The 21,311-nt window shown below is 75.6% G+C and carries 19 protein-coding genes; 7 read left to right on the forward strand and 12 right to left on the reverse strand.

The genetic code is table 11. The annotated features are described in order from the left end of the window. Nucleotides 1-27 precede the first annotated feature (27 nt). The 5 genes from ACZ55U_RS08115 (at nt 28) to ACZ55U_RS08135 (ending at nt 5,412) form a co-directional block, all read left to right on the forward strand. The gene (locus tag ACZ55U_RS08115; RefSeq protein ID WP_465523639.1) at nt 28-1,965 is read left to right on the forward strand and encodes a helix-turn-helix domain-containing protein; all 1,938 of its coding nucleotides are present in this window, start codon (nt 28-30) and stop codon (nt 1,963-1,965) included. A 227-nt stretch (nt 1,966-2,192) separates the two neighbouring features. Further along, nucleotides 2,193-2,990, forward strand: coding sequence for a lipoyl(octanoyl) transferase LipB (lipB, locus tag ACZ55U_RS08120; RefSeq protein WP_465523641.1), 798 nt, complete (start codon nt 2,193-2,195; stop codon nt 2,988-2,990). Between the two features lie 247 nt (nt 2,991-3,237). Then, on the forward strand, nt 3,238-4,191 hold the full coding sequence (gene lipA / locus ACZ55U_RS08125; protein ID WP_465523643.1) for a lipoyl synthase: 954 nt from the start codon (nt 3,238-3,240) through the stop codon (nt 4,189-4,191). A gap of 183 nt (nt 4,192-4,374) precedes the next feature. Next, a complete protein-coding gene (locus tag ACZ55U_RS08130; RefSeq protein WP_465523645.1) occupies nt 4,375-4,581 on the forward strand; it encodes an SCO2195 family GlnR-regulated protein in 207 nt (68 codons plus the stop codon). Between the two features lie 132 nt (nt 4,582-4,713). After that, nucleotides 4,714-5,412, forward strand: coding sequence for a DUF4191 domain-containing protein (locus ACZ55U_RS08135; RefSeq protein WP_465523647.1), 699 nt, complete (start codon nt 4,714-4,716; stop codon nt 5,410-5,412). A 96-nt stretch (nt 5,413-5,508) separates the two neighbouring features. On the opposite strand, the gene ACZ55U_RS08140 is transcribed toward ACZ55U_RS08135, so the two are convergent. Further along, nucleotides 5,509-5,976 (reverse strand): RDD family protein, encoded by a 468-nt coding sequence (locus ACZ55U_RS08140; protein WP_465523649.1) that lies wholly within the window; start codon nt 5,974-5,976, stop codon nt 5,509-5,511. A gap of 275 nt (nt 5,977-6,251) precedes the next feature. Between ACZ55U_RS08140 and glnA the strand changes: the two genes are divergently transcribed. Next, nucleotides 6,252-7,664, forward strand: a complete 1,413-nt coding sequence (gene glnA / locus ACZ55U_RS08145) for a type I glutamate--ammonia ligase (RefSeq protein WP_465523651.1) — start codon at nt 6,252-6,254, stop codon at nt 7,662-7,664. 622 nt (nt 7,665-8,286) lie between these two features. Further along, nucleotides 8,287-9,504, forward strand: a complete 1,218-nt coding sequence (locus ACZ55U_RS08150; protein ID WP_465523709.1) for an MFS transporter — start codon at nt 8,287-8,289, stop codon at nt 9,502-9,504. Here the strand turns inward: ACZ55U_RS08150 and ACZ55U_RS08155 are convergent. The 11 genes from ACZ55U_RS08155 to ACZ55U_RS08205 are packed head-to-tail and all read right to left on the reverse strand — an operon-like array spanning nt 9,492 to nt 21,238. Next, the gene (locus ACZ55U_RS08155) at nt 9,492-10,412 is read right to left on the reverse strand and encodes a glycosyltransferase family 2 protein (RefSeq protein WP_465523653.1); all 921 of its coding nucleotides are present in this window, start codon (nt 10,410-10,412) and stop codon (nt 9,492-9,494) included. The genes ACZ55U_RS08150 and ACZ55U_RS08155 overlap by 13 nt on opposite strands. Continuing rightward, nucleotides 10,409-11,293 carry a glycosyltransferase family 2 protein gene (locus ACZ55U_RS08160; RefSeq protein ID WP_465523655.1) on the reverse strand — a complete coding sequence of 295 codons (885 nt, stop codon included), beginning with the start codon at nt 11,291-11,293 and terminating at the stop codon, nt 10,409-10,411. The genes ACZ55U_RS08155 and ACZ55U_RS08160 overlap by 4 nt, the downstream gene beginning before the upstream one ends. Next, nucleotides 11,284-12,300 (reverse strand): glycosyltransferase family 9 protein, encoded by a 1,017-nt coding sequence (locus ACZ55U_RS08165; protein ID WP_465523657.1) that lies wholly within the window; start codon nt 12,298-12,300, stop codon nt 11,284-11,286. The genes ACZ55U_RS08160 and ACZ55U_RS08165 overlap by 10 nt, the downstream gene beginning before the upstream one ends. Before the next feature lie 44 nt (nt 12,301-12,344). Further along, complete coding sequence (gene rfaE2 / locus ACZ55U_RS08170) at nt 12,345-13,739, reverse strand: D-glycero-beta-D-manno-heptose 1-phosphate adenylyltransferase (RefSeq protein ID WP_465523659.1); 1,395 nt, start codon at nt 13,737-13,739, stop codon at nt 12,345-12,347. Further along, nucleotides 13,736-14,410 carry a D-sedoheptulose-7-phosphate isomerase gene (locus ACZ55U_RS08175; protein WP_465523661.1) on the reverse strand — a complete coding sequence of 225 codons (675 nt, stop codon included), beginning with the start codon at nt 14,408-14,410 and terminating at the stop codon, nt 13,736-13,738. Before ACZ55U_RS08175 ends, rfaE2 begins: the two co-directional genes overlap by 4 nt. Continuing rightward, nucleotides 14,410-15,678 carry a glycosyltransferase gene (locus tag ACZ55U_RS08180; protein ID WP_465523663.1) on the reverse strand — a complete coding sequence of 423 codons (1,269 nt, stop codon included), beginning with the start codon at nt 15,676-15,678 and terminating at the stop codon, nt 14,410-14,412. Before ACZ55U_RS08180 ends, ACZ55U_RS08175 begins: the two co-directional genes overlap by 1 nt. After that, a complete protein-coding gene (locus ACZ55U_RS08185) occupies nt 15,678-16,640 on the reverse strand; it encodes a glycosyltransferase (protein ID WP_465523665.1) in 963 nt (320 codons plus the stop codon). The genes ACZ55U_RS08180 and ACZ55U_RS08185 overlap by 1 nt, the downstream gene beginning before the upstream one ends. Further along, complete coding sequence (locus tag ACZ55U_RS08190; RefSeq protein ID WP_465523667.1) at nt 16,637-17,713, reverse strand: glycosyltransferase family 9 protein; 1,077 nt, start codon at nt 17,711-17,713, stop codon at nt 16,637-16,639. The genes ACZ55U_RS08185 and ACZ55U_RS08190 overlap by 4 nt, the downstream gene beginning before the upstream one ends. Next, nucleotides 17,710-18,477, reverse strand: coding sequence for a D-glycero-alpha-D-manno-heptose-1,7-bisphosphate 7-phosphatase (locus tag ACZ55U_RS08195; protein ID WP_465523669.1), 768 nt, complete (start codon nt 18,475-18,477; stop codon nt 17,710-17,712). Before ACZ55U_RS08195 ends, ACZ55U_RS08190 begins: the two co-directional genes overlap by 4 nt. Then, the gene (locus ACZ55U_RS08200; protein WP_465523671.1) at nt 18,474-19,532 is read right to left on the reverse strand and encodes a glycosyltransferase family 2 protein; all 1,059 of its coding nucleotides are present in this window, start codon (nt 19,530-19,532) and stop codon (nt 18,474-18,476) included. Before ACZ55U_RS08200 ends, ACZ55U_RS08195 begins: the two co-directional genes overlap by 4 nt. Beyond that, entirely contained in the window at nt 19,529-21,238 is a 1,710-nt protein-coding gene (locus tag ACZ55U_RS08205) for a carbamoyltransferase family protein (protein ID WP_465523673.1), read from the reverse strand. Before ACZ55U_RS08205 ends, ACZ55U_RS08200 begins: the two co-directional genes overlap by 4 nt. Nucleotides 21,239-21,311: the final 73 nt, after the last annotated feature.

A 21,311-nucleotide genomic window follows, 5' to 3' on the forward strand; every position in this document is an offset into this window, starting at 1 on the left:
AACCGACGCCGATTGGCAGCACGCACCATGAACCACCCTCACGAAAGCGCCGCGCCCGCGCTGCGGCGGCTGCTCGACCTGCTCGCCTCCGGCGCCGCCACCGAGGACTTCGCCGACGTGCTGGCCGACGCCCGCCGCCGCGGCGCGCCGGCCGCCGTCCTCGCCGAGATCGACGACGCCACCTGGCAGGCCCTGCGGGTCCACCGCACCCTGCGTCAGCACCGGCGCCGCGAAGCCGAGTTGACCGCGCTGTTCGACACCGCCGGGGACCTCGCGGCCTCCCGGGACCTGGACAGCGTGCTCCAGGCGATCGTCCGCCGGGCCCGGATGCTGCTCGGCACCGACATCGCGTACCTGACCCTGCCGGACGAGGCCGCGGGCGACACCTACATGAGGGTCACCGACGGCTCGGTCTCCGCGCTGTTCCAGACGCTGCGGCTCAGCCTCGGCGACGGCCTGGGCGGGCTGGTCGCGCAGACCGCCCGCCCGTACGCCACCCCCGACTACCGCACCGACGAACGGTTCCACCACACCGGCACGATCGACGCGGGCGTGCTGGACGAGGGCCTGGTGGCGATCATCGGGGTACCGCTGCTGATCGGCGGTCAGGTCATCGGCGTCCTGTTCGCCGCCGACCGCACCCCCCGCGCCTTCTCCCCCGACGAGGTCGCCCTGCTCTGCTCGCTGGCCGCCCACGCCGCGATCGCCCTGGACACCGCCAAGTCGCTGGCCGACACCCGGGCCGCGCTCGCCGAGCTGAACGCCGCCAACGAACTGGTCCGGGCCCACTCGGCCGCCGTCCAGCGCGCCGAGCAGGCCCACGACCGGCTCACCGACCTGGTGCTGCGCGGCGCCGAGGTGCCGGACGTCGCCGCCGCCGTCGCGGTCCTGCTGGGCGGCGAGATAGCGGTCCTGGACGCCGAGGGCGAGCCGCTGGCCGGACGCTCCGCACCCGCCGCCGAACTGGCCGAGGCGGTCGCCGCCTCCCGCGCCGAGGGCCGGTCCGTACGGCACGGCGAGCAGTGGGTGTGCGCGGTGCTGGCCGGGCACGACGCGCTCGGCACCATGGTGCTGCGCGGCCGGCCCGACCTCGACGACGCCGACCGGCGGCTGTTCGAGCGGGCCAGCGTGGTCACCGCGCTGCTCCTGCTGCTGCGCCGCTCGGTCGCCGAGACCGAGAACCGGGTCCGCGGCGAGCTGCTCACCGACCTGCTGACCGCGCCCGAGCGCGACCCCGCCGGGCTCACCGCGCGCGGCCGCCGGCTCGGCGTCGACCTCGCCCGGCCGCACCTGGTGCTGGTCGCGGAGCCGGCCGACGGGAAGGACGACGACCGGGGACGGCTGGCGGGCGCGGCCCGGCGCTACCTGTTCGGCTCCCGCGGCGTCAGCGCCGAGCACGCCGACACGGTGGTGCTGCTGACGCCCGTCGACGCCGGCGGCGCCGAGGGCACCGACGGCCCGGAGGCGACCGCCCGGCAGGCCGCCGAGCGGCTGGCCCGGCTGGCCGGGTTCCCGGTCACCGTCGGCGCCGGGCGGCCGGCCGCCGGACCGTCCGCGCTGGCCGCCTCCTACGCCGAGGGCCTGCGCTGCGTCCGGGCGCTGCGGGTGCTCGGCCGCGCCGGGGAGGGCGCCTCGGCCCGCGCGCTCGGCTTCCTCGGCGTGCTGCTCGGCGACGGCCACGACGTGGACGGCTTCGTCGGCGCGACGCTCGGCCCGCTGCTGGCGTACGACGCCCGGCGCGGCACCGAGCTGGTCCGCACCCTGCGCGCCTACTTCGACTGCGGCGGCAGCCTGACCCGGGCCAAGGACGAGCTGCACGTCCACGTGAACACCGTGGTCCAGCGGCTGGACCGGGTCGAGGCCCTGCTCGGGCGGGACTGGAACCACCCGGAGCGGTCGCTGGAGCTCCAGCTCGCGCTGCGGCTCCAGCTGCTCGCCGGGGGCGAGGCGGGGCCGGGCGGCTGAGGAGCACGGGCCCCGGCGCGGTCGGACGGCCGACGGGGTCGGACGGCCGGCGGGGTCGGACGGCCGGCGGGCACGGGCCGGGCGGGGGCGGTCCGGGCTGGGCGTACAGTGGCGAGGTTGGTCTCGAACGCCTGGCAAGGAGCGGCAGCGGTGAGCGAGCTTAGCGAGCGAACGATCGGGGGCGGCGCGTCTCGCGGAGCGTCCGCCGAGCGCGGCGAGGTGGGCGCATGAGCGAGAACGTGCGTTTCGTGCACATGGGCATAGGCGAGCGGACCGTGCCCTACCAGGAGGCCTGGGAGGAGCAGCAGCGGCTGCACGCGCTGCGGGTCGCGGACGAGATCCCGGACACCGTCCTGCTCCTGGAGCACCAGTCGGTGTACACCATGGGCAAGCGCACCAACCCCGCCGACCTGCCGCTGGACGGCACCCCGGTGGTCGAGGTCAACCGGGGCGGGGAGATCACCTGGCACGGCCCCGGCCAGCTGGTCGGCTACCCGATCGTCAAGCTGCCCGACCCGATCGACGTCATCGCCTACGTCCGCCGGCTGGAGGAGGCGCTGATCCGCACCGCCGACGAGTTCGGCGTCGGGACCACCCGGGTCGAGGGCCGCAGCGGGGTCTGGGTACTGGGCCAGTCCCTCCCGGACGCCGTGGTGGACCCGGCGCAGGTGGTGGACATCGGCAAGCTGACCCTGCGGATGGGCCTGCCGCTGGGCATCGACCCGCGGCTGGCCGGCCCCGAGTACGCGCCCTCCAACGCCGGCCAGCGCGGCGACGACCGCAAGCTCGCCGCGATCGGCGTGCGGGTCGCCCGGGGGGTGACCATGCACGGCTTCGCGCTCAACTGCGACCCGGACATGACCTGGTTCGACAAGATCGTGCCCTGCGGCATCCGGGACGCGGGCGTCGCCTCGCTCACCGGCGAGCTGGGGCGCGAGCTGTCCGTCGCCGAGGCGGCGCCGTTGGTCGAACGGCACCTGGCGGAGCTCTTCGCCGAGCTGCCGGAGCCGGCGCTCAGCCGCTGACCGCCCCGCCGAACGACCGACGGCGGCCCTTCGGCGGCCGTCGGAAGCTCCCCGCGCGGAAAGTCCCGTCCGGAGCGTCCCGCGCGGGAGGTCCTGCGGATGGTCCCGCCGGAAAGTCCCGTCGGCCGCGGGGAATCTACTGGCCGGTAGCCATGTTGCCCTGCGATTGCAGGGCGGCAGGCCCGGCGAAGGCCGTACAACCACAGGCGTACCCTGGGGGTACCCCGTCTAGTTCTAGGAGTCGCACGTGTCCGCTGTCGCGCCCGACGGCAGGAAGCTGCTCCGCCTGGAGGTCCGCAACAGCGAGACCCCCATCGAGCGGAAGCCCGAGTGGATCAAGACCCGCGCGAAGATGGGCCCGGAGTACAACGCCCTCCAGTCGCTGGTGAAGAAGGAGGGGCTGCACACGGTCTGCCAGGAGGCCGGCTGCCCCAACATCTTCGAGTGCTGGGAGGACCGCGAGGCGACCTTCCTCATCGGCGGTGACCAGTGCACCCGCCGCTGTGACTTCTGCCAGATCGACACCGGCAAGCCCGCCGAGTTCGACCGCGACGAGCCGCGCCGGGTCGCCGAGTCCATCGTGACCATGGACCTCAACTACGCCACCATCACCGGCGTCGCCCGCGACGACCTGGAGGACGGCGGCGCCTGGCTGTACGCCGAGACCGTGCGCCAGGTGCACGCGATGACCGCCGGCCGCGAGGGCGGCCGCACCGGCGTCGAGCTGCTCATCCCCGACTTCAACGCGGTCCCCGAGCAGCTCGCCGAGGTGTTCTCCTCCCGCCCCGAGGTGCTCGCCCACAACGTCGAGACGGTGCCCCGGATCTTCAAGCGGATCCGCCCCGCGTTCCGCTACGAGCGCTCGCTGGACGTCATCACCCAGGCCCGCGCGGCCGGGCTGGTGACCAAGTCCAACCTGATCCTGGGCATGGGCGAGACCCGCGAGGAGGTCAGCCAGGCGCTGGCCGACCTGGTCGGCGCAGGCTGCGAGCTGATCACCATCACCCAGTACCTGCGCCCCTCGCTGCGCCACCACCCGGTCGAGCGCTGGGTGAAGCCGCAGGAGTTCGTCGAGCTCCAGGAGGAGGCCGAGGAGCTGGGCTTCGCCGGCGTCATGTCCGGCCCGCTGGTGCGCTCCTCGTACCGGGCCGGCCGGCTGTACCGGCAGGCGCTGGAGCGGCGCGAGCAGGCCTCGGTCTGACGGTCTCCCGACCGGTTCGATCCGTTTGAGCCATTCGAAGGGCGGAGCCACGGCTCCGCCCTTCCGGTTTTCACCCCGCTTTGACTGCCTGGTCACGGACTGGTAACACGGGGTGGGGACGCTGGACCCTGATGGGCGTTCGATTCTTCTCGGCCATTCCAGCCAGGAGAGGAGCTGTTCGGCATGCGGATGCGGATCCGATCGGTGGGGGTGGCGCTGCGGTTCGCCGAGAGCGTCCTGTCGGCCCCGGGGCAGCGGCACGCGCGCCGCAACGCCTGGGCGGCGGTCTGCGAGAACCGCGAGTACGCGGCGGACCGCAGGCACGACGACGCCGTGGCGGGAGCCGGGGCCGGGACGGGCACGGCGGGGGCGCGGCCGCTCCGCCGGTGAGGCGGTCCGCGTCGCTCCGGGCGACGGCCGGCGGTCCCGGCGTCGCTGTGCGCGACGGTGTGCGGACGCCCGCGTCACGGTTGGGGCGAACGGGTACCCGGGCTTGGATATCCCGCACCCGCGCCAAGTACCATGACCGTTATGGCGAGGGAAACATCCGAGAACACCGGGCGACTGAAGCAGATCCGCCTGGCGTACACCATGACCAAGAAGGTCGACACCAAGATCGGCCTGATCATCGCCGGCGTCGGCCTGCTGACCTTCGGCGTGTTCCTCGCCATCGGCTTCGCGATCGAGCACCCCGTCTACCTCGGCATCCTGGGCTTCATCGTGGCCGTGCTGGCCATGGCGATCGTCTTCGGGCGCCGGGCCGAGCGCGCCGCGTTCGGGCAGATGGAGGGGCAGCCGGGCGCCGTCGCGGCGGTGCTGGACAACATCCGGCGCGGCTGGAGCTCCAACAGCACCCCGGTCGCGGTCACCCGCAACCAGGACGCGGTCTACCGCGCCGTGGGCCGGGCCGGCATCGCGCTGATCGGCGAGGGCAACCCGAACCGGGTCCGCCAGCTGCTGGCCTCCGAGAAGAAGAAGATGTCCCGCGTGGTCGGCGACGTGCCGGTGCACGACATCGTGGTGGGCAACGGCGAGGGCGAGATCCCGCTGAAGAAGCTCCAGATCCACCTGATGCGCCTGCCCCGCGCCATCACCGCGGCCCAGGTCACCGAGACCAACGACCGCCTGCGCGCGCTGGGCGACCTGCTCTCCAAGGCGCCGATCCCCAAGGGCCCGATGCCCAAGGGCGCCCGGATGCCCAAGGGCGGCCAGGCCCGCTAGCCCTCCCTCCCCCTTCGACACGAGAACGGCCCCGTCGCGGAAGCTCCGCGGCGGGGCCGTTCGGTGTCGTCGGGTGCCGTGCCGTTCCCGGCCCGGTCAGATCCGCACCTCGACGGTGCCGACCGCCTTGTCGTGCAGCCCGCGGGTGTCGCGGTCCCAGACCAGCGGCGGCACCACCAGGCACAGCAGCAGGGTGCGCAGCAGGACCTGCGGGATGGTCGCGCGGCCGCCGTCCAGCCGGACGACCCGGAGGCCGAACAGCCGCTTGCCGACCGTGGTGCCGGTGGTGGACAGCAGCAGGGCCGCGACCAGGAAGAACAGCGGGCTGGTCCACAGGTTGGCCTCGCCCTGGTCGCCGTGGGCGAGCAGCCCGTACGAGACCAGCGAGACCAGCCAGCCGTCCACGAACAGGGCTCCGATCCGCCGGCCGGGGCCGGCGATCGAGCCGGGGCCCTCCTCGGGCAGCCCGAGGCGTTCGCCGCGGTAGCCGAAGTCGGTACCCATCTTCTCGGCGGCGGCCTTGGGGCCGTCGATCCACGATCCCAACGCTTCTCTGGTGTCCACGAATCCACACTAACCGGGCTGACGGCCTCCGCCGCCACCGCCTCCCCTCCGGCCCGGGCATCACCCCCGGCCGGGTGAATCCGCGTCCCGGAGGTTTCCACGTGGTCTAGATCACTCAAGGGAAGGAGCCCAGCTCGGCAGTGCGATTTGCACCGCCCCGTACACCTTTGCCACCCCGCCTGGCGCCCCTGGTTAACATCGAGGAAACGAGCGGGTCACCGACCGGAAACGACCCATTCCTATGGTGAGCCAAATTCGCGAGCCGAGGAGGATGGATGTTCAACAACGCCGCCGAAGTGAAGCAGTTCATCCAGGACAACGACGTGAAGTTCATCGATGTCCGCTTCTGTGACCTGCCCGGCGTCCTGCAGCACTTCTCCGTACCCGCAGCGACCTTCGACCCGTCCGAGACCCTGATGTTCGACGGCTCGTCGATCCGCGGCTTCCAGGCCATCCACGAGTCGGACATGGCGCTGGTCCCGGACCTGGCCACGGCCCGGCTCGACCCCTTCCGGGCCGAGAAGCACCTCAACATCAACTTCTTCATCCAGGACCCGGTCACCGGCGAGGCGTACAGCCGCGACCCGCGCAACGTGGCCAAGAAGGCCGAAGCGTACCTCGCCTCCTCCGGCATCGCCGACACCGCGTACTTCGGCCCCGAGGCCGAGTTCTACGTCTTCGACTCGGTCCGCTTCGAGACCAGCGCCAACGCGTCCTTCTACCACATCGACTCGGAGGCCGGTGCCTGGAACAGCGGCGCCGCCGAGGGCGACGTGCGCGGCTACAAGGTCAAGTACAAGGGCGGTTACTTCCCCGTCTCCCCGGTGGACCACTTCGCCGACCTGCGCGCCGAGATGTCGCTGGAACTCGAACGGGCCGGACTGCAGATCGAGCGCCAGCACCACGAGGTCGGCACCGCCGGCCAGGCCGAGATCAACTACAAGTTCAACACCCTGCTGCACGCCGCCGACGACCTGATGCTGTTCAAGTACGTCATCAAGAACGTCGCCTGGCGCAACGGCAAGACCGCCACCTTCATGCCGAAGCCGATCTTCGGCGACAACGGCTCGGGCATGCACGTCCACCAGTCGCTGTGGACCGAGGGCTCCCCGCTCTTCTACGACGAGCAGGGCTACGCCGGCCTCTCCGACACCGCCCGCTACTACATCGGCGGCCTGCTGCGCCACGCGCCCTCGCTGCTGGCCTTCACCAACCCCTCGGTGAACTCCTACCACCGCCTGGTCCCCGGCTTCGAGGCCCCGGTCAACCTGGTCTACTCCCAGCGCAACCGCTCCGCCGCGATCCGCATCCCGATCACCGGCTCCAACGCCAAGGCCAAGCGCATCGAGTTCCGCGCCCCGGACCCGTCCTCCAACCCCTACCTGGCCTTCTCCGCCATGCTGATGGCCGGCCTCGACGGCATCCGCAACAAGATCGAGCCCCTGGAGCCGGTCGACAAGGACCTCTACGAGCTCGCCCCCGAGGAGCACGCCAACGTCCCCCAGGTGCCCTCCTCCCTCCCGGCCGTCCTGGAGGCCCTCGAAGCCGACCACGAGTACCTCCTCGCGGGCAACGTCTTCACCCCGGACCTGATCGAGACCTGGATCGACTTCAAGCGCACCAACGAGATCGCCCCGATCGCGCTGCGCCCCCACCCGCACGAGTTCGAGCTCTACTACGACCTGTAGGAGAGCCTTCGACCTCTCTTCGTTTCCGCAGGTCAGCGAGGCGCTGGCCTGCGGAGGCGTTTACGGAGGGCGGTGGTCCGCCGGTGGGGTTGCCCGCTTCGGCGTCGTTCCCGGGCCGCCGGTCGCGGCAGGAGGGCGGTGGGTGCGGCGTGGCGCTGCGGTGGCGCGCGGGCGGAGGGGGGCCGGGGGGTGGTTGACGGCGCGGGTGAGGAAGCTAACAGGCGGCCCAACTCACCGGTGGCGCAGGCGGGTTCGGGTCGAGTAGGGGCGACGGCGGGCGGCTTGCCAGGGACCGGTGCCGAGCCGCCTGCGAGGATTGTTCGGCCCGGCCAGAGCCGGCCCTGAGGCGATCTTCGCCCGGTCGGTGGACGGGTACCACTCCCCTCCCCCTCTCGTTCGTTCCCCGCCCCCGTACGGCCCGTGGCCGACCCGGGGGCGACGACGACGGCCCCGCCCCCCGCCTGCCGAACCAGAACGCCCCACCGCCGTGCCCAACGCCTCGCCCCTCGCCGCGCCCGAGCGCCGGCGCCTCCCGTTCCCCGCCGTCCCCACCCGACGCCGTGACCCGGCCCCGGCCGCGAAGGCCGACCGCGCCGTCTGGCGCTCGCTGCGCCACCGGCACATGCGGTGGTGGTCCGGCGTGAACCTGGTCTCCAACATCGGCACCTGGATGCAGCTGACCGTCCAGAACCTGCTGGTGCTGCACCTCACCGGCTCCGCCGCGCTCACCGGCCTGTCCGTGGCCCTCCAGGCCGCCCCGGGACTCTTCCTCGGCCTGGCCGGCGGCGCGGCGGTGGACCGGTGGCCGCGCAAGGTCACCGCCGCCGCGGGCCAGGGCGCGCTCGCCGTGCTGGCCTTCACCACGGCGGCGCTGGTGGCCCTCGGCCTGCTCACCGTCCCCGTCCTGCTGCTGATCGCCGTGCTCACCGGCCTGATCGCCACCGTCGAGGGCCCGGCCTGCGCGCTGCTCGGCAACGATCTCGTGCCCCGCGAGGACGTCCCGTCGGCGATCGCCGTGGGCTCCGTGGTCTCCAGCGTCGGCCGCCTCGCCGGGGTGGCGGTGACGGGCGTGGCGGTCTCCCAGTTCGGCACCGCCAGTGCCTACGTCGCCAACGGGTTCTCCTTCCTGCTGGTCACCGCCGTGATCCCGTTCCTGCGCCCCCTCGCCGGGCAGCAGGACCAGGGCCCGGAGCAGGTCGGCGCGGCGGCGACGCACGCCCCGGCGGAGAAGTTCACCGCCTGGGACGGCATCCGCTTCTTCTGCTCCCGCCGCCGACTGCTGGCGCTGGCCGGCATCAGTGCGCTGAGCTGCGTACTGGGCCGCAACTACGGGCTGACGCTCGCCGCGCTGGTGACCGGCCCGCTGCACGGGGGCGCCGGAGCGTACGGCACCGTGTCCACCGTGCTGGCGGTCGGCGGGACGGTGGGCGCGGTGCTGGCGGGGCGGCTGCGCAGTCCCTCCGTCCGCCTGGTGGCGCTGCTGGTCGCGGCGGGGGCGGTCCTCCAGGCGGTGGCGGCCTGCTCACCGACCGTGCTGCTGCTGGCCGTCCTGGTGGCGCCGATGGCCCTGCTGGAGTCGCTGGGCGACACGGCGGTGCTGACCATCCTCCAGACCGACCCGCCCGCCCACCTGCGCGGCCGGGTCCTGGGCGCCTGGCGCAGCCTCAGCACCGTCTGGACGCTGGCGGGCCCGCCCGCCTTCGGCCTGTTCATCCAGCTGTCGGGGGCCCGCACCGCGCTCCTGGTGGGCGGTCTGCTGATCGCGCTGCCGCTCGGCGCCGCCGCGCTGCGCCGCGGGCGGGGCGTCCGCCCCACCGCGCTGGTCGTTCAGCCCACGTAGCGCCGGGCCCGCGAGTCCCGCTGGGGCCGTTCCAGCAGCCGCAGCCCGCGTTCGACCCGCGCGGGCACCGGCCGCCGCTCGCGCAGCACCCAGGGCAGGCCGGCGGCGGCTTCGGCGAAGGCCCGCGCCGACACGGAGTCCCTGGGGACGGTGCGGGCCAGGCGCGCCGTGCGCAGCAGCGCGCGGCCGAGCGGGCGCCGCAGCCAGCTGAACCACAGGGTGTTGCGGATGCCGTGACGTCGGCGCAGTGTGGGGTCGCGGATCACGGACGGCCGGTGGTGCACGGTCAGCTCCTCGGCGAACACCAGCCACCAGCCGGCGGCGGCCAGGTCGGCGGCGAGCAGTTCCTCCTCGCCGCCGAGCCAGAGCCGGGTGGAGAAGCCTCCGGCCGCCCGGAAGGCGGACAGCCGGACGACGGTCGCCCCGGCCAGGAAGGAGCCGAGCGCCGGCCCCGGCAGTCCGGGCGGCCCCGGAACGGGTGAGTCGCGCAGCTCGGCCACGATGGGGTCCTCGGCCGGCGGGCCCGCCGCCTCGTCGACGAGGATCCGGGCGGTGACCGTGGCCACCGAGGGATGGGCGTCGAGCAGGTCCGCCGCACGGCTCAGGTCGCCCGCCTCCCACCAGGTGTCGTCGTCGCAGAAGGCGAGGTACCGGCAGTCCAGCTCGCGCGCCGCCAGGTTCCGCCCGCAGGCCCCGAGGTTGCGGCCCGGGCACAGCAGTCGCACCTGCGGGAAGTGCCGCCGGACGGCGTCGGCCGTGCCGTCCGCCGAGCCGTTGTCCACCACGACGATCCGCGGCCGCTCGGGCAGTTCGGCCATCCTGCCGAGCGAGTGGAGGACCTCCGCGCGACGGTTGTGGGTGATCACGGCGACGCCGATCCGGTCGTCACCGCCGTCTCCGTCCCTCATGCTCCCGTCCCCGACCGTTCCAGGGAGTCGAGCGCCGCCTCCACCGAGGCCGGGAGCCGTCGGCGCTGGGACACGGCCGCCGGCAGCCGGGGCAGGGCGGAGAGCAGGGCCCGGGCGGCCTGCCGGTCGCTGCCGGCCGAGCGGATCAGCCCGCCGGTCTGCCTGGCCACCTGCCGCCAGGGCCGGCGCAGCCAGCAGGTCAGCAGCTCGTTGCGGTGCAGCCGGGCGACCCGGCCCGGTCGGGGGTCCCCGGCCGGCTCGTGGTGCGCCACCACCTGCTCGCAGTGGGCGACGCCCCAGCCGGCCGCGGCCAGGTCCAGGGCCAGCAGCGTCTCCTCGCCGGCGAAGTGCAGCAGCCGGTGGAACCCGCCCACCTCCAGGAAGGCGCTGCGCCGCACCACGCTCGCGCAGGCGAGGAAGCCGAGGACGGACGGCCCCGGCAGGTCGGGGGCGGTGCCGAGCGGCGATGTGGCGAGCTGCGCGTCGATCGGGTCGCGGCGCCGGCTCGCGCCGACCTCGGTCGCCGCCGCGAGCAGCCCCAGCCGGGGGTGCCGGTCGAACAGGTCGGCGGCGGTGGCCAGGGACCCGGGGTGCCACCAGGAGTCGTCGTCGCAGAAGGCGATGTACGGCGTGTCGAGCGCGGCCACGCCCAGGTTCCGGGCGACGGCGCCGAGGTTGCGGCGCAGCGCGCCCAGGATGACCTGGGGGTGGTGCTGCCGGACGGCCTCGACCGTGCCGTCCCTGGACCCGTTGTCGAGCACGACCACCGCCGGCCGTTCCGGCAGCGCGGCCAGCCGCTCCAGGGTGCGCAGCAGGTGGGCGCGCCGGTTGCGGGTGATGACGACGACCCCGACCGGGCACGCGGGCCGGTTCAGCGGCATCGACCGGCCTCCTCCCGCCGGGGGGCGTCCGGGGCGGTCAGCGGGCGCAGCGCCTCGACGACCTCCGGCACGCCGATCCGCAGCAGCCGGGCGTCCGGCTCGGTGCCGTGCGCGTCGCCGGGGCGCGGTCCGGCCCCGGGATCGCCGTGCCACAGCGCCACGTGCCGGTCGTCGGCCGGTGGCCCCCAGAGCGCGGGAGAGACCGGGCCGAACAGCGTCACCGACGGCGTGCCGAGGGCCACGGCGAGGTGGGCGAGCCCGGTGTCGCCGGACACCACGGCGGCGGCCCGCGCCACCAGCGCCGCCAGCTCCGGGAACGGCAGGTCCGCCGTGCCGCCGAGGACGGAGCCCGGCGGGAGCCCGGCGGCCCCGGCCACCCGCTCGGCCAGCGGGCCCTCACCGGCTCCCGCGGTGACCACGACGCGTCGCCCCTGGACGCGGAGCGCTCGGGCCAGGGCCGCGAACCGTTCGGCCGGCCACCGGCGGGCCCCCGCGTCGGCGCCCGGGTGCAGGAGGACCGCGCCCGGCGCGGGCGAGGGGTGCTCGGGCGGGTGGATCCGCAGGTCGTCGGGGTCGGCTTCGATGCCGTACCAGCGCAGGAGACGGCACCACCGGTCGCGCTCGTGCTCGTGGGCCCGCCAGACCGGGCCCGCCAGGGGCGGGGTGCCGGCACGGGCGTAGCCGAGCAGACGGCCGGGGCGGAGGGTGCGCAGCAGCCGGTGGCTGGGTGGCCCGTTGCCGTGCAGGTCGACGGCGACGTCCGGGGGCGCGGCGTGCCACGGCAGGTGGGCGGGCACCGCGCGCCGCTCGGCCGTCGTGGCCAGCAGCCGGTCGACGCAGCCGGTCGCCGCGGCGGCGGCGGCCAGGGAGCGCGGGGCGGCGAGCACCAGCCGGTGCTCCGGCCAGTGCCGGCGCAGGGCCCGCAGCGCGGGAACGCCGGTGAGCAGGTCGCCGAGGCCCAGCGCCCGCAGCACCAGCACGGTGGGCGGGTCCGGCCGTGCGCTCATCGGCGGGTCCGGTCGTCCGCTCATCGGCGGGTCCGGTCGCCCGTTCATCGGGCGCCTCCGGTCGCCGTCGCGGCGGCGCGCCGGGCGAGCGAGGTGGTCGACCGCCCGTCCAGGTAGGGCAGGACCATGGCGTGCCCGTCCCATTCCCTCAGGACCGTCGCCTCGGGCAGCGACTCGGTGGTGTAGTCACCGCCCTTGATCCACAGGTGCGGGCGCAGCCGCCGCAGCACGGCGTGCGGGGTGTCCTCGTCGAAGACCGCGACCGCGTCGACGCAGCCCAGCCCGGCGAGCACGGTCGCGCGGTCCTCGACGGGGTTGATCGGCCGGCCCGGCCCCTTGAGGCGCCGCACCGAGCGGTCGGAGTTCAGGCAGACGACCAGGCAGTCGCCCAGCCGCCGGGCGGACTCCAGCAGGCTGACGTGGCCGGCGTGCAGCAGGTCGAAGCAGCCGCCGGTGGCCACCACCGTGCCGCCCCGGGCGCGCACCGCCTCGGCCAGCCGGGCGGGATCGGCCGGCGGTCGCGCGGCCGGGGCGGCCTGGTCCTGCCAGAGCCGGGCGGAGCCCGCGCCGCCGGCGGCCACGAAGTCCGTGGCCGCCGCCACCCCTCGCTGCACCGCCTCTTCGGCGATGGCGCCGTCCGCCAGCGCCGCGAGGGCCGCGGCGGCGAAGCAGTCGCCGGCTCCGCACGGGTCCCCGGCCGCCTCGTGCGGGGCGGGGAGCAGGATGGGGCTGTCCGCGCCGCGGCTGAGCAGCGCACCGTGCGGGCCCAGCGTGACGGCCACGGCGGCGGCCTGCCAGCGCCGGGTCAGGATCGCGGCGCGCCTGCTGTGGTCCGCCAGGGTGTCGCCGGTCGGAGCCCGTTCGTCCAGCGCGGTGGTCAGGGCGCGGGCCTCGGCCGCGTTGGGGGTGGCGAGCCGTACGGCGGGCACCGGCGGCCCGCCGCGGGGGTGCGGGTCCCAGACCACCGGCACGCGCCGGGCGGCCACCGTCAGGAGCGGTCGCAGCGCGTCCGCCGTACCCCGGCCGTAGTCGGCGACCAGCACCGCCCCGGCGGCGCCCAACGCGACTCTCGCGGCCTCCCCGGGGGCGCCGGGGACACCGCCGCCCCGGTCGAACCGGAGCAGCGGGCGTCCGGCCGCGCGGACCCTGGTCTTCACCGGGAGGTCGCCGTCGAGCGGGAGTTCGGCCAGCCGCACCCGGCCCGCCAGGCGCCGACGCAGTTCGGCCGCCGCCTCGCCCTGGCCGAGTGCGGTGACCAGCACCACCTCGCGGCCGCCCCGCGCGGCCAGGCAGGCGGCCAGCGCGGCGCCGCCGGGGCGGGTCAGCTCCCCCGTCACGTCCACCACCGGCACCGGGGCGTCCGGCGCGAGCCGGGTGGCCTCACCCTCCAGGTCCCGGTCGAGCAGGGCGTCGCCGACCACGACGAGCGGCCGGCTCACGGCCGCCTCACCGGCCCGGGACGGCGCTCCGCCTGTGGGGCGGGGCGCGCGGCGCCGGCGCGGTCCGTCGCACGGCGGGCGAGCGCGGCGTCGAAGGCCTCGCAGAGCACGTGCACGGCGAGCAGGTGCACCTCCTGGACGGTGGGTGCCTGCGGCGCGGCCACGGCCAGGGTCTCGTCCGCGTGCTCGGCGAGCGGATTGGGCGCAGGTCCGGTCATCGCCCACACCCCGAGCCCGCCGGCCCGCGCCAGCTCGGCGGCCCTGAGCAGGTTGGGGCTGCGGCCCGAGGTGGAGAGCAGCACCAGGACGTCGCCGGGGCGGCCGTGCGCCGCCACCTGCCGGGCGAAGACCTCGTCGAACCCGTAGTCGTTGCCGATGGCCGTCAGGCTGGAGGTCTCCGCGTGCAGGGCGATGGCGGAGAAGGCGGGGCGCTCGGTCGCGTAGCGGCCGACCAGTTCGGCCGTCAGGTGCTGGGCCTGCGCCGCGCTTCCGCCGTTGCCCGCGGCGAGCAGCCGCCCTCCGGCCGGCAACAGGCCGGCCAGCGCCTCCCCCCACCCGGTGACCAGCGGCAGCTGATCACCGCGCAACCGGGCCACGGCGGACTCCAAGGCGCGGCAGTGGGCGACGGCCTGGTCGCGGTCGTGCGTGGAGTCGTAGAAGTCGCCGGCCATCAGGAAGCTCCCGTCGTCGTACGCGCGGGCGTCCGCGCCGCGTCGGCGCGCCGACCGCGCCGGATGGCGGAGACCGGCTGGGCCAGGACCTCCCGGTACACCTGTTCGGTGCTCTCGGCCACGCTCGTCCAGGCGAAGCGGTGCTCGACCCGCCGGCGGCCGGCCGCGCCGTAGGCCGCGCGCGCGGCCGGGTCCGCCAGCATCGTGACGACGGCCGCGGTGAGCGCGTCGGTCGAGTCGGGGCGGATCAGCAGACCGGTGCGGTGGTGGACCACGGTGTCGAAGTGGCCCCCTACGGCGGTGGCGACCACCGGCACGCCGCAGGCCATCGCCTCCAGCGGCACGATGCCGAACGGCTCGTAGCGGGCCGGGCACAGCACCAGGTCGGCGCTGCGCAGCAGGGCGGGCATCCGCGACCCGCTGACCCCGCCGAGCAGCACCAGCCGGTCGGCGACCCCGAGCTCCGCGGCGCGTGCCCGCAGGCGCCTGGCCTCCGGCTCCTCGTCCAGCCGGTCCACCGGCGGGCCGCCCGCGACCAGCAGCTCGACGCCCGGCAGCCGCGGCAGCGCGTCCACCGCGAGGTGCACGCCCTTGCGGGCCACCAGTCGGCCGACCACCAGCAGCCGGGGGCGGCCCGTCCGTGGAGCGCGGGGGCCGTGGGGGCTGAAGCGCCGCGGGTCCACCCCGCAGGGCACCACCTCGATCCGGTCCTCCGGCACTCCCATCGCCCGGAGTTCGGCCACCTCGTCGCGGCAGGTGGCGATCACCGTCGCGACCGACCGGCCGAGTGCCGTCTCGATGGCTATCCGGGTCGGCGGGCTGGTGTCGGCGTCCGCTTGGTAACGCCGCTTCACGGTGCCCAGCGCGTGGTACGTCTGGAGCACGGGGACGCCGTGGCGCCGGGCGCCGCGCAGCGCCGCCATCCCGGACATCCAGAAGTGCGAGTGCACCACGTCGGGCCGGTGGCGTGCCCAGTACCGGGCGAGTTGGTCGCCGAACGCGCCCATGTGGGGCAGCAGCGCGTCCTTGGGCAGCGGTTCGGGGGCGCCCGCGGTGACGTGGTGCACGGTGACGCCGGGGCAGAGCGGGACGTGCTCGGGGAGCGTGGCGCTGTCGCGCCGGGTGTGGACCGTCACGGTGTGGCCGCGCTCGGCCAGGGCCCGGGCCAGCGCCGCGACGTGGACGTTCTGGCCGCCCGCGTCGACGCCGCCCAGGGTCGCCAGGGGGCTGGCGTGCTCCGACACCAGGGAGATCGTGAGGGTGCGCATCAGCCGGTGACCTCCTCGATCAGGCGGTCCCAGTCGTCCAGGAACCGCTTCAGGCCGTAGCGTTCCAGCGCCGCCTGCCGCGCCCGGGCCCCGTCGGCCGCCGCCGCCCCGGGCTCCGCGAGGTAGTGGCGGAAGGCTTCGGCGAGGACTTCGGGCCTGGTCGACACCACCCCGCTGCCGGGTGGCACCGCCCGGGTCACCTCGGTGGTGGCCAGTGCCACGACCGGCATGCCCAGGTACATGGCCTCCAGCAGCGACAGTCCCAGCGAGGTCCAGCGGACGGGGTGGAGGTAGAGGCGGCGCCTGGCCATCTCCTCGTGCAGCCGCGACTGGGGCAGCTCGGCGGTGCGGCAGCGGCCGGCCGGCAGCCCGAGGTGCCGGGCGAGGTCGCCGGTGCCCATCCCGAACACGTCCAGCGGTCCCTGCGCGGCGAAGAGCGGCAGGAGGTCGGTGCCGGTGGTCCGGCCGCGGCGCAGCGGCTCGTTCACCACCACCGCGGCGGCGGGCACCTCGCCGGTGTAGCGGTGACCGGGGTCCACGACGCCGTGTTCGATCACCTCGGTGCGGGTCCGGCCGCAGTCCCAGAAGAGCCGGTTGAAGTCCGTCACGTGGACGATCGTCAGGTCGCTCCGGTCGGCCATCGGGTGCCTGGTGTCCGGCACTCGGCCGTGCGGGCAGTTGTGTTCGAGATAGACCGCCGGCACGTCGCGCCCCGGCTGCCGTCCCAGCCATCGGGCCGCCAGTTCCGCCTCGTGGGGGCGCTGGAGCACCACCAGGTCCACGGGGGTGGAGCGCAGTCGCTCCGGCGGGACCTCCTCGACGGAGGCCGGCCAGTCGAAGGTCCGGGCCCGTCCCAGTCCGTCCGGGCCGCGGTCGGGCGTCACCGGGACCAGGTAGCGGTGCGGTCCCTGGACGAACGCGGTGGTCCACGATCCGTGGACGTGCCAGAGCAGGATGTTCACGGGATCTCCTTCCCGGGGGCGGGCTGGTCGCTCGGCGCGGCGGGGGCGCCGGCCTGCGCGGCGGCGCCCGGTGGCCGGTCGAGCAGGGCGTGGACGGCCTCGGCGACCTCACGCCCGGTCAGCGAGTCCAGGCAGGGGTGGCCCGGTACCGGGCAGACCCTGGCGCGGGTGCCGGCGCAGGCGGCGTCCTGCCGTCCCAGCAGGACGTGGGGGACGCCGAAGGGCCGCCAGCGGTCGGCCGGCACCACGGGGGCGAACAGGCTGGCGACCGGTGTGCCCACCGCGGCCGCGAGGTGCGCCGGGCCGGTGTTGCCGACCACGACGGCGCTCGCGCCGGCCAGTACGCCCGCCAGCGCGGGCAGATCGGTCCGGCCGCCGAGGTCCAGCCCGTAGGGGCCGGCCGCCGCCGCGGTGAGCGACTTCTCGTCGGGCCCTCCGGTGACCACCACCCGGTGGCCGGCCGCGGTGAGCGCCGTGACGGTCTCCGCCGCCAGCTCCGCCCCCACCGCGCGGGTCGGTACGGCCGCGCCCGGATGGACGACGACGTACGGTCCGGGGCCGGTCAGCGCGGTCTGGTCCGGCGGGGGCAGCACCCCCAGCCGGCCGTCGTCCCCCTCCGGCAGCGCGTACCCCGCCGCCGTGGCCAGGTCCAGGGCGGCCTGCGCCTCGTGCCGGCCCTGCGCCCGCCGGTGGCGCAGATCCAGCAGCGACCCGGGGTAGTCCTCGCAGTCGGCGGCGACCCACGGCACACCCGCGAGCCGCAGCAGCAGGGCGGCCGGCAGGGGGCTCTGGTGGAAGGAGGTCAGCACGAGGGCCCGGTCGAACCCGGCGACGGCCAGGTCCGCGACCAGCGCCCGGATCTCGGCGGGGCGGACCGGGGGCGGGTCGAAGCCGCTCCACGGCGCGGCCCACACCAGCACGCGGTCCACGCCCGGCAGCAGCCGGCCCGCCGGCGCGCCCTGGGGACCGCAGAGCAGCACCACCTCCCGCGAGCCGTGGGCGACCGCGCGGACGGCCGGACCGGCGAGCAGGACGTCTCCGGCGCTGTCGAGACGGACGACCAGGCTCCTCATCCGCCGCTCCGTTCGCCGAGGGGGCGTTCGCCCAAGGGGTGCTCGGTGAGGCGCCGTTCGGTGAGGGGGCGTTCACCCAAGGGGCTTCCGGTGAGGCGCCGTTCGTCCAAGGGGCGTTCGCCCAGGGAGCGTTCGCCCGGGCGCCGGAGGCCGCCGGTCAGCAGCCGGACGGCGCCCAGCAGGTCGCCCGCCCTGTCCCGCGCCGCGGCGACCTCGTCGGCCAGGGTCACCGGGGTGGGAACCAGCACGCCGCACGCGCCGGCCGCCCGGGCCGCCTCGACGTCCGCGCCGATGTCCCCGACGACCACCGCCCGCTCGGGCGGCACGCCCAGCAGGTCGCACGCGGCGAGCACCAGCCCGGGCGCCGGCTTGCGGCACCCGCACCCGTCGTCCGGGCCGTGGGGGCAGACCGCCCAGACGTCGAAGGGGCCCAGTAGTTCCTCGACGCGTTCGCACACCGCCGTCACCCGCGCCCGGTCCAGCAGGCCGCGGGCGACGCCGGACTGGTTGGTCACCACGCCCACGGGGATCCCGAGGTCCCGCAGGACGGCCAGCGCCCGTTCCGCCCCCGGCACCGGGCGGACCAGGGCGGGGTCTCCGTTGTAGGGGACGTCCTCGACGAGCGTGCCGTCCCGGTCGAAGAGCACCGCGGCGGGCCACCGGCCGGACGGGACGGGTCCACGCGGTGGCGCGGCCCCGTACAGCCACGGAGCCGGCCTGGTCCCGGCGTCCGCCGTGTCGGCGCGACCGTGGTGGGCGCTCATCCGGAGAGCTCCGTCGCGATCGGGCCGTCGGTGGTCCGGGCGGCGGGCCCGGAACGCCGGGGCGCCAGGGCGGTCCAGGCGGGGACCCGGCGGTACCGCAGCTGCCCGCCGACCCAGTGGCGGGAGGCGGCGAGCGGAATCAGCGCGCTGGTCAGCAGCATGGCCCTGACCTCGGCACGCGTGCGCGGCCCCGGGCCGATCCTGGCGGCCGCGAACTCGGCCGTCCCCAGGAGCCAGCAGCCCGCCAGCGCCGCCGCCCCGCGCCACCGTCCGGCCCCCGCGGCGACCAGCGCGCCCACGGCGGCGGCGGTCGTGGCGAGATGGCCGGGCAGCCTCCCGCGCGGTGCCCCGGCCCGGCTCCACCAGTCGCGCCCGTGGAGCCGGTTCATCAGGACGTCGTCGGCGTTGCCGGCCTGCTGACGCAGCGACACCCACGCGTCGGCGGGTCGCACGGGGTGGGTGGTGGTCCGCTCTCCCCTGGTCAGGTGCCAGCCGGCGTCCAGCAGCCGCAGCGCCAGGTCGGCGTCCTCCCGGAAGGCGCGCCGGAACCGCTCGTCGAACCCGCCGACCTCGGCCAGTGCCGCGCGGCGGTAGGCCATGTCGGCGGTGATCCAGCGAGCGGTGGCGAGCCCGGCGGTGGCCCGCTCCCAGTCGGTCGGCCTGCGTCCGGGCGGCAGCGGCACGTCGATCCGGCCCTGCACCCCGGCCGTGCGCGGGGACACCGCCGCGAGGTCGCGCTCCAGGTCCGCCGCCCAGGTGGGGCCGGGCACGGTGTCGTCGTCCAGGAACGCCACCCAGGGTTCGGTGACGGCCCGCCAGCCCGCGTTCCGCGCCGCGGCCGGCCCGTTGCCGCAGCCGGGGACGACGCTGATCCGGTCGGCCAGGGCGGCGGGTACGTCGAGCGGGAGCGGAGCGCAGTCGCTCAGGGGCCGGTCGTCGACCAGGACGACGTGTTCCGGCGGTGGCCCGGCGCTGCCGGCCAGGGCGGCCAGACAGGCCGTCAGGCTCGGTCGGCCGAGGGTGGGGACGACCACCGCGTAGCGGAGCGCGCTCATCGGCCGGCCTCCCCGGTGGTGTCATCGGTGATGTCGTCGGCGGTGTCGGCGGTGATGTCGTCGGCGGCGAACACCGAGCCGCGCCGCACGGCGAAGGGGCCCAGCGCGAGCAGGTCGACCGGTGAGGAGCCGAAGCACTCCAGCGCGTCGCGCACGTCGTCGACCATGGGGCGCCCCGCCGTGTTGAGGCTGGTGTTGACCACCACGGGCAGCCCGGTCAGCAGCTCGAACTCCTCCAGCATCCGGGCGGTCAGCGGGTCGTCGGCGGGGTCGACGGTCTGGATCCGCGCCGTACCGTCCACGTGCACGACGGCGGGGATGCGGTCGCGCCAGTCGGTGGCCACCTCGTGGACGAAGAGCATGTACGGGCTGGGGAGCGGCCCGTCGAAGATCTTGGCCGCCCGCTCGGCGAGCACCATCGGTGCCACGGGCCGGAACTGCTCGCGCCCCTTGACGTCGTTCAGCCGCTCCAGGTTGGCCGCCCGGCCCGGGTGCGCCAGCAGCGAGCGGTGACCGAGCGCACGCGGGCCGAACTCCGAACGCCCCTGGAACCAGGCGACGATCCCGTCCTCGGCCAACGTCCGCGCCACCTCCGCCGCGATGTCCGCGGAGCGCCGGTAGGGCACCTTGGCCCGGCGCAGCCACTCCTCGATCTCCGAGTCGGACCAGCCCCGCCCGAGGTCGGCCCCCGGCATCGGAGCCACCGGCTCGCCCTGCCCGGCGGCCAGGAAGAGGGCCGCGCCCAGCGCGGTGCCCGCGTCCCCGGCGGCGGGCTGCACCCAGACCCGGTCGAACGGGCCCTCGGCGGCGATCCGGGAGTTCGCCACGCAGTTCAGCGCGACGCCGCCGGCCATCGAGAGCAGGGAGTCGTGGGTCCGGCCGTGCAGCCAACGGACCAGGTCCAGCAGCACCTCCTCCAGGACCCGCTGGGTGGAGCACGCCAGGTCGGCGTGCTCCCTGCTCCACTCCTGCCCGGGCAGCAGAGCGGGCGCCAGCTCGGACCAGGGGACCCCGGTGGCGTGGAAGCCGCCGTCCCCGGTCGGGAAGACGTACCGGCGCAGCTCGGCGAGTCGGGTCGGCGCGCCGTAGGAGGCCATCGCCATCACCTTGTACTCGTCCGAGGAGCGCAGGAAGCCCAGGTGCTGCGTCAACTCCTCGTAGACCAGGCCGAGCGAGTGCGGCAACCGCTGGGCGGTCAGCGGTTCGAGCCGCCCGCCGACCCGGCGGGCCGACAGGTGGGAGGCCGCTTCACCGCGGCCGTCCAGCACCAGGACGGAGGACGGGCCGGTGCCGTCGTCGACCGCGAAGGCCGCGGACGCCGCGTGCGCCAGGTGGTGGGGGACGAAGCGCACCTTCGCCGGGTCCAGGCCGGGCAGGGCTTCGGCGAGGAACGCGGGCGCCTCCCGCGCGTACTGGATCCGCAGCCAGTCCCACGGGTCGTCGAGGCCGAGCCGTTCGGCCGGTTCGCTCAGCGCCGGATCGAAGGAGTAGCCCACCAGGTCCAGGTCCTGCGGGCGCAGACCCGCCTGCTCCAGGCACCACCGGGCGGCCTGCTCGGGCAGCTCCCAGGCGGAGAAGGGCAGCGGTCGCTTCCCGTGCTTCCGGCGGCTGAACCGCTCCTCCTCGGCGGCCGCGACGGTGCGCCCGTCGATGACCAGGGCGGCGGCGGGGTCGTGGAACAGGGCGTTGATACCGAGGACGCGCATGGTGTTCTGGCCTTTCGATCAAGAACATGCCGTCGCCGGCCGGGCCGCGGCGGGGTGACCGCGGTGGGACGGG

This window comes from Kitasatospora sp. NPDC034533 (assembly GCF_055575155.1).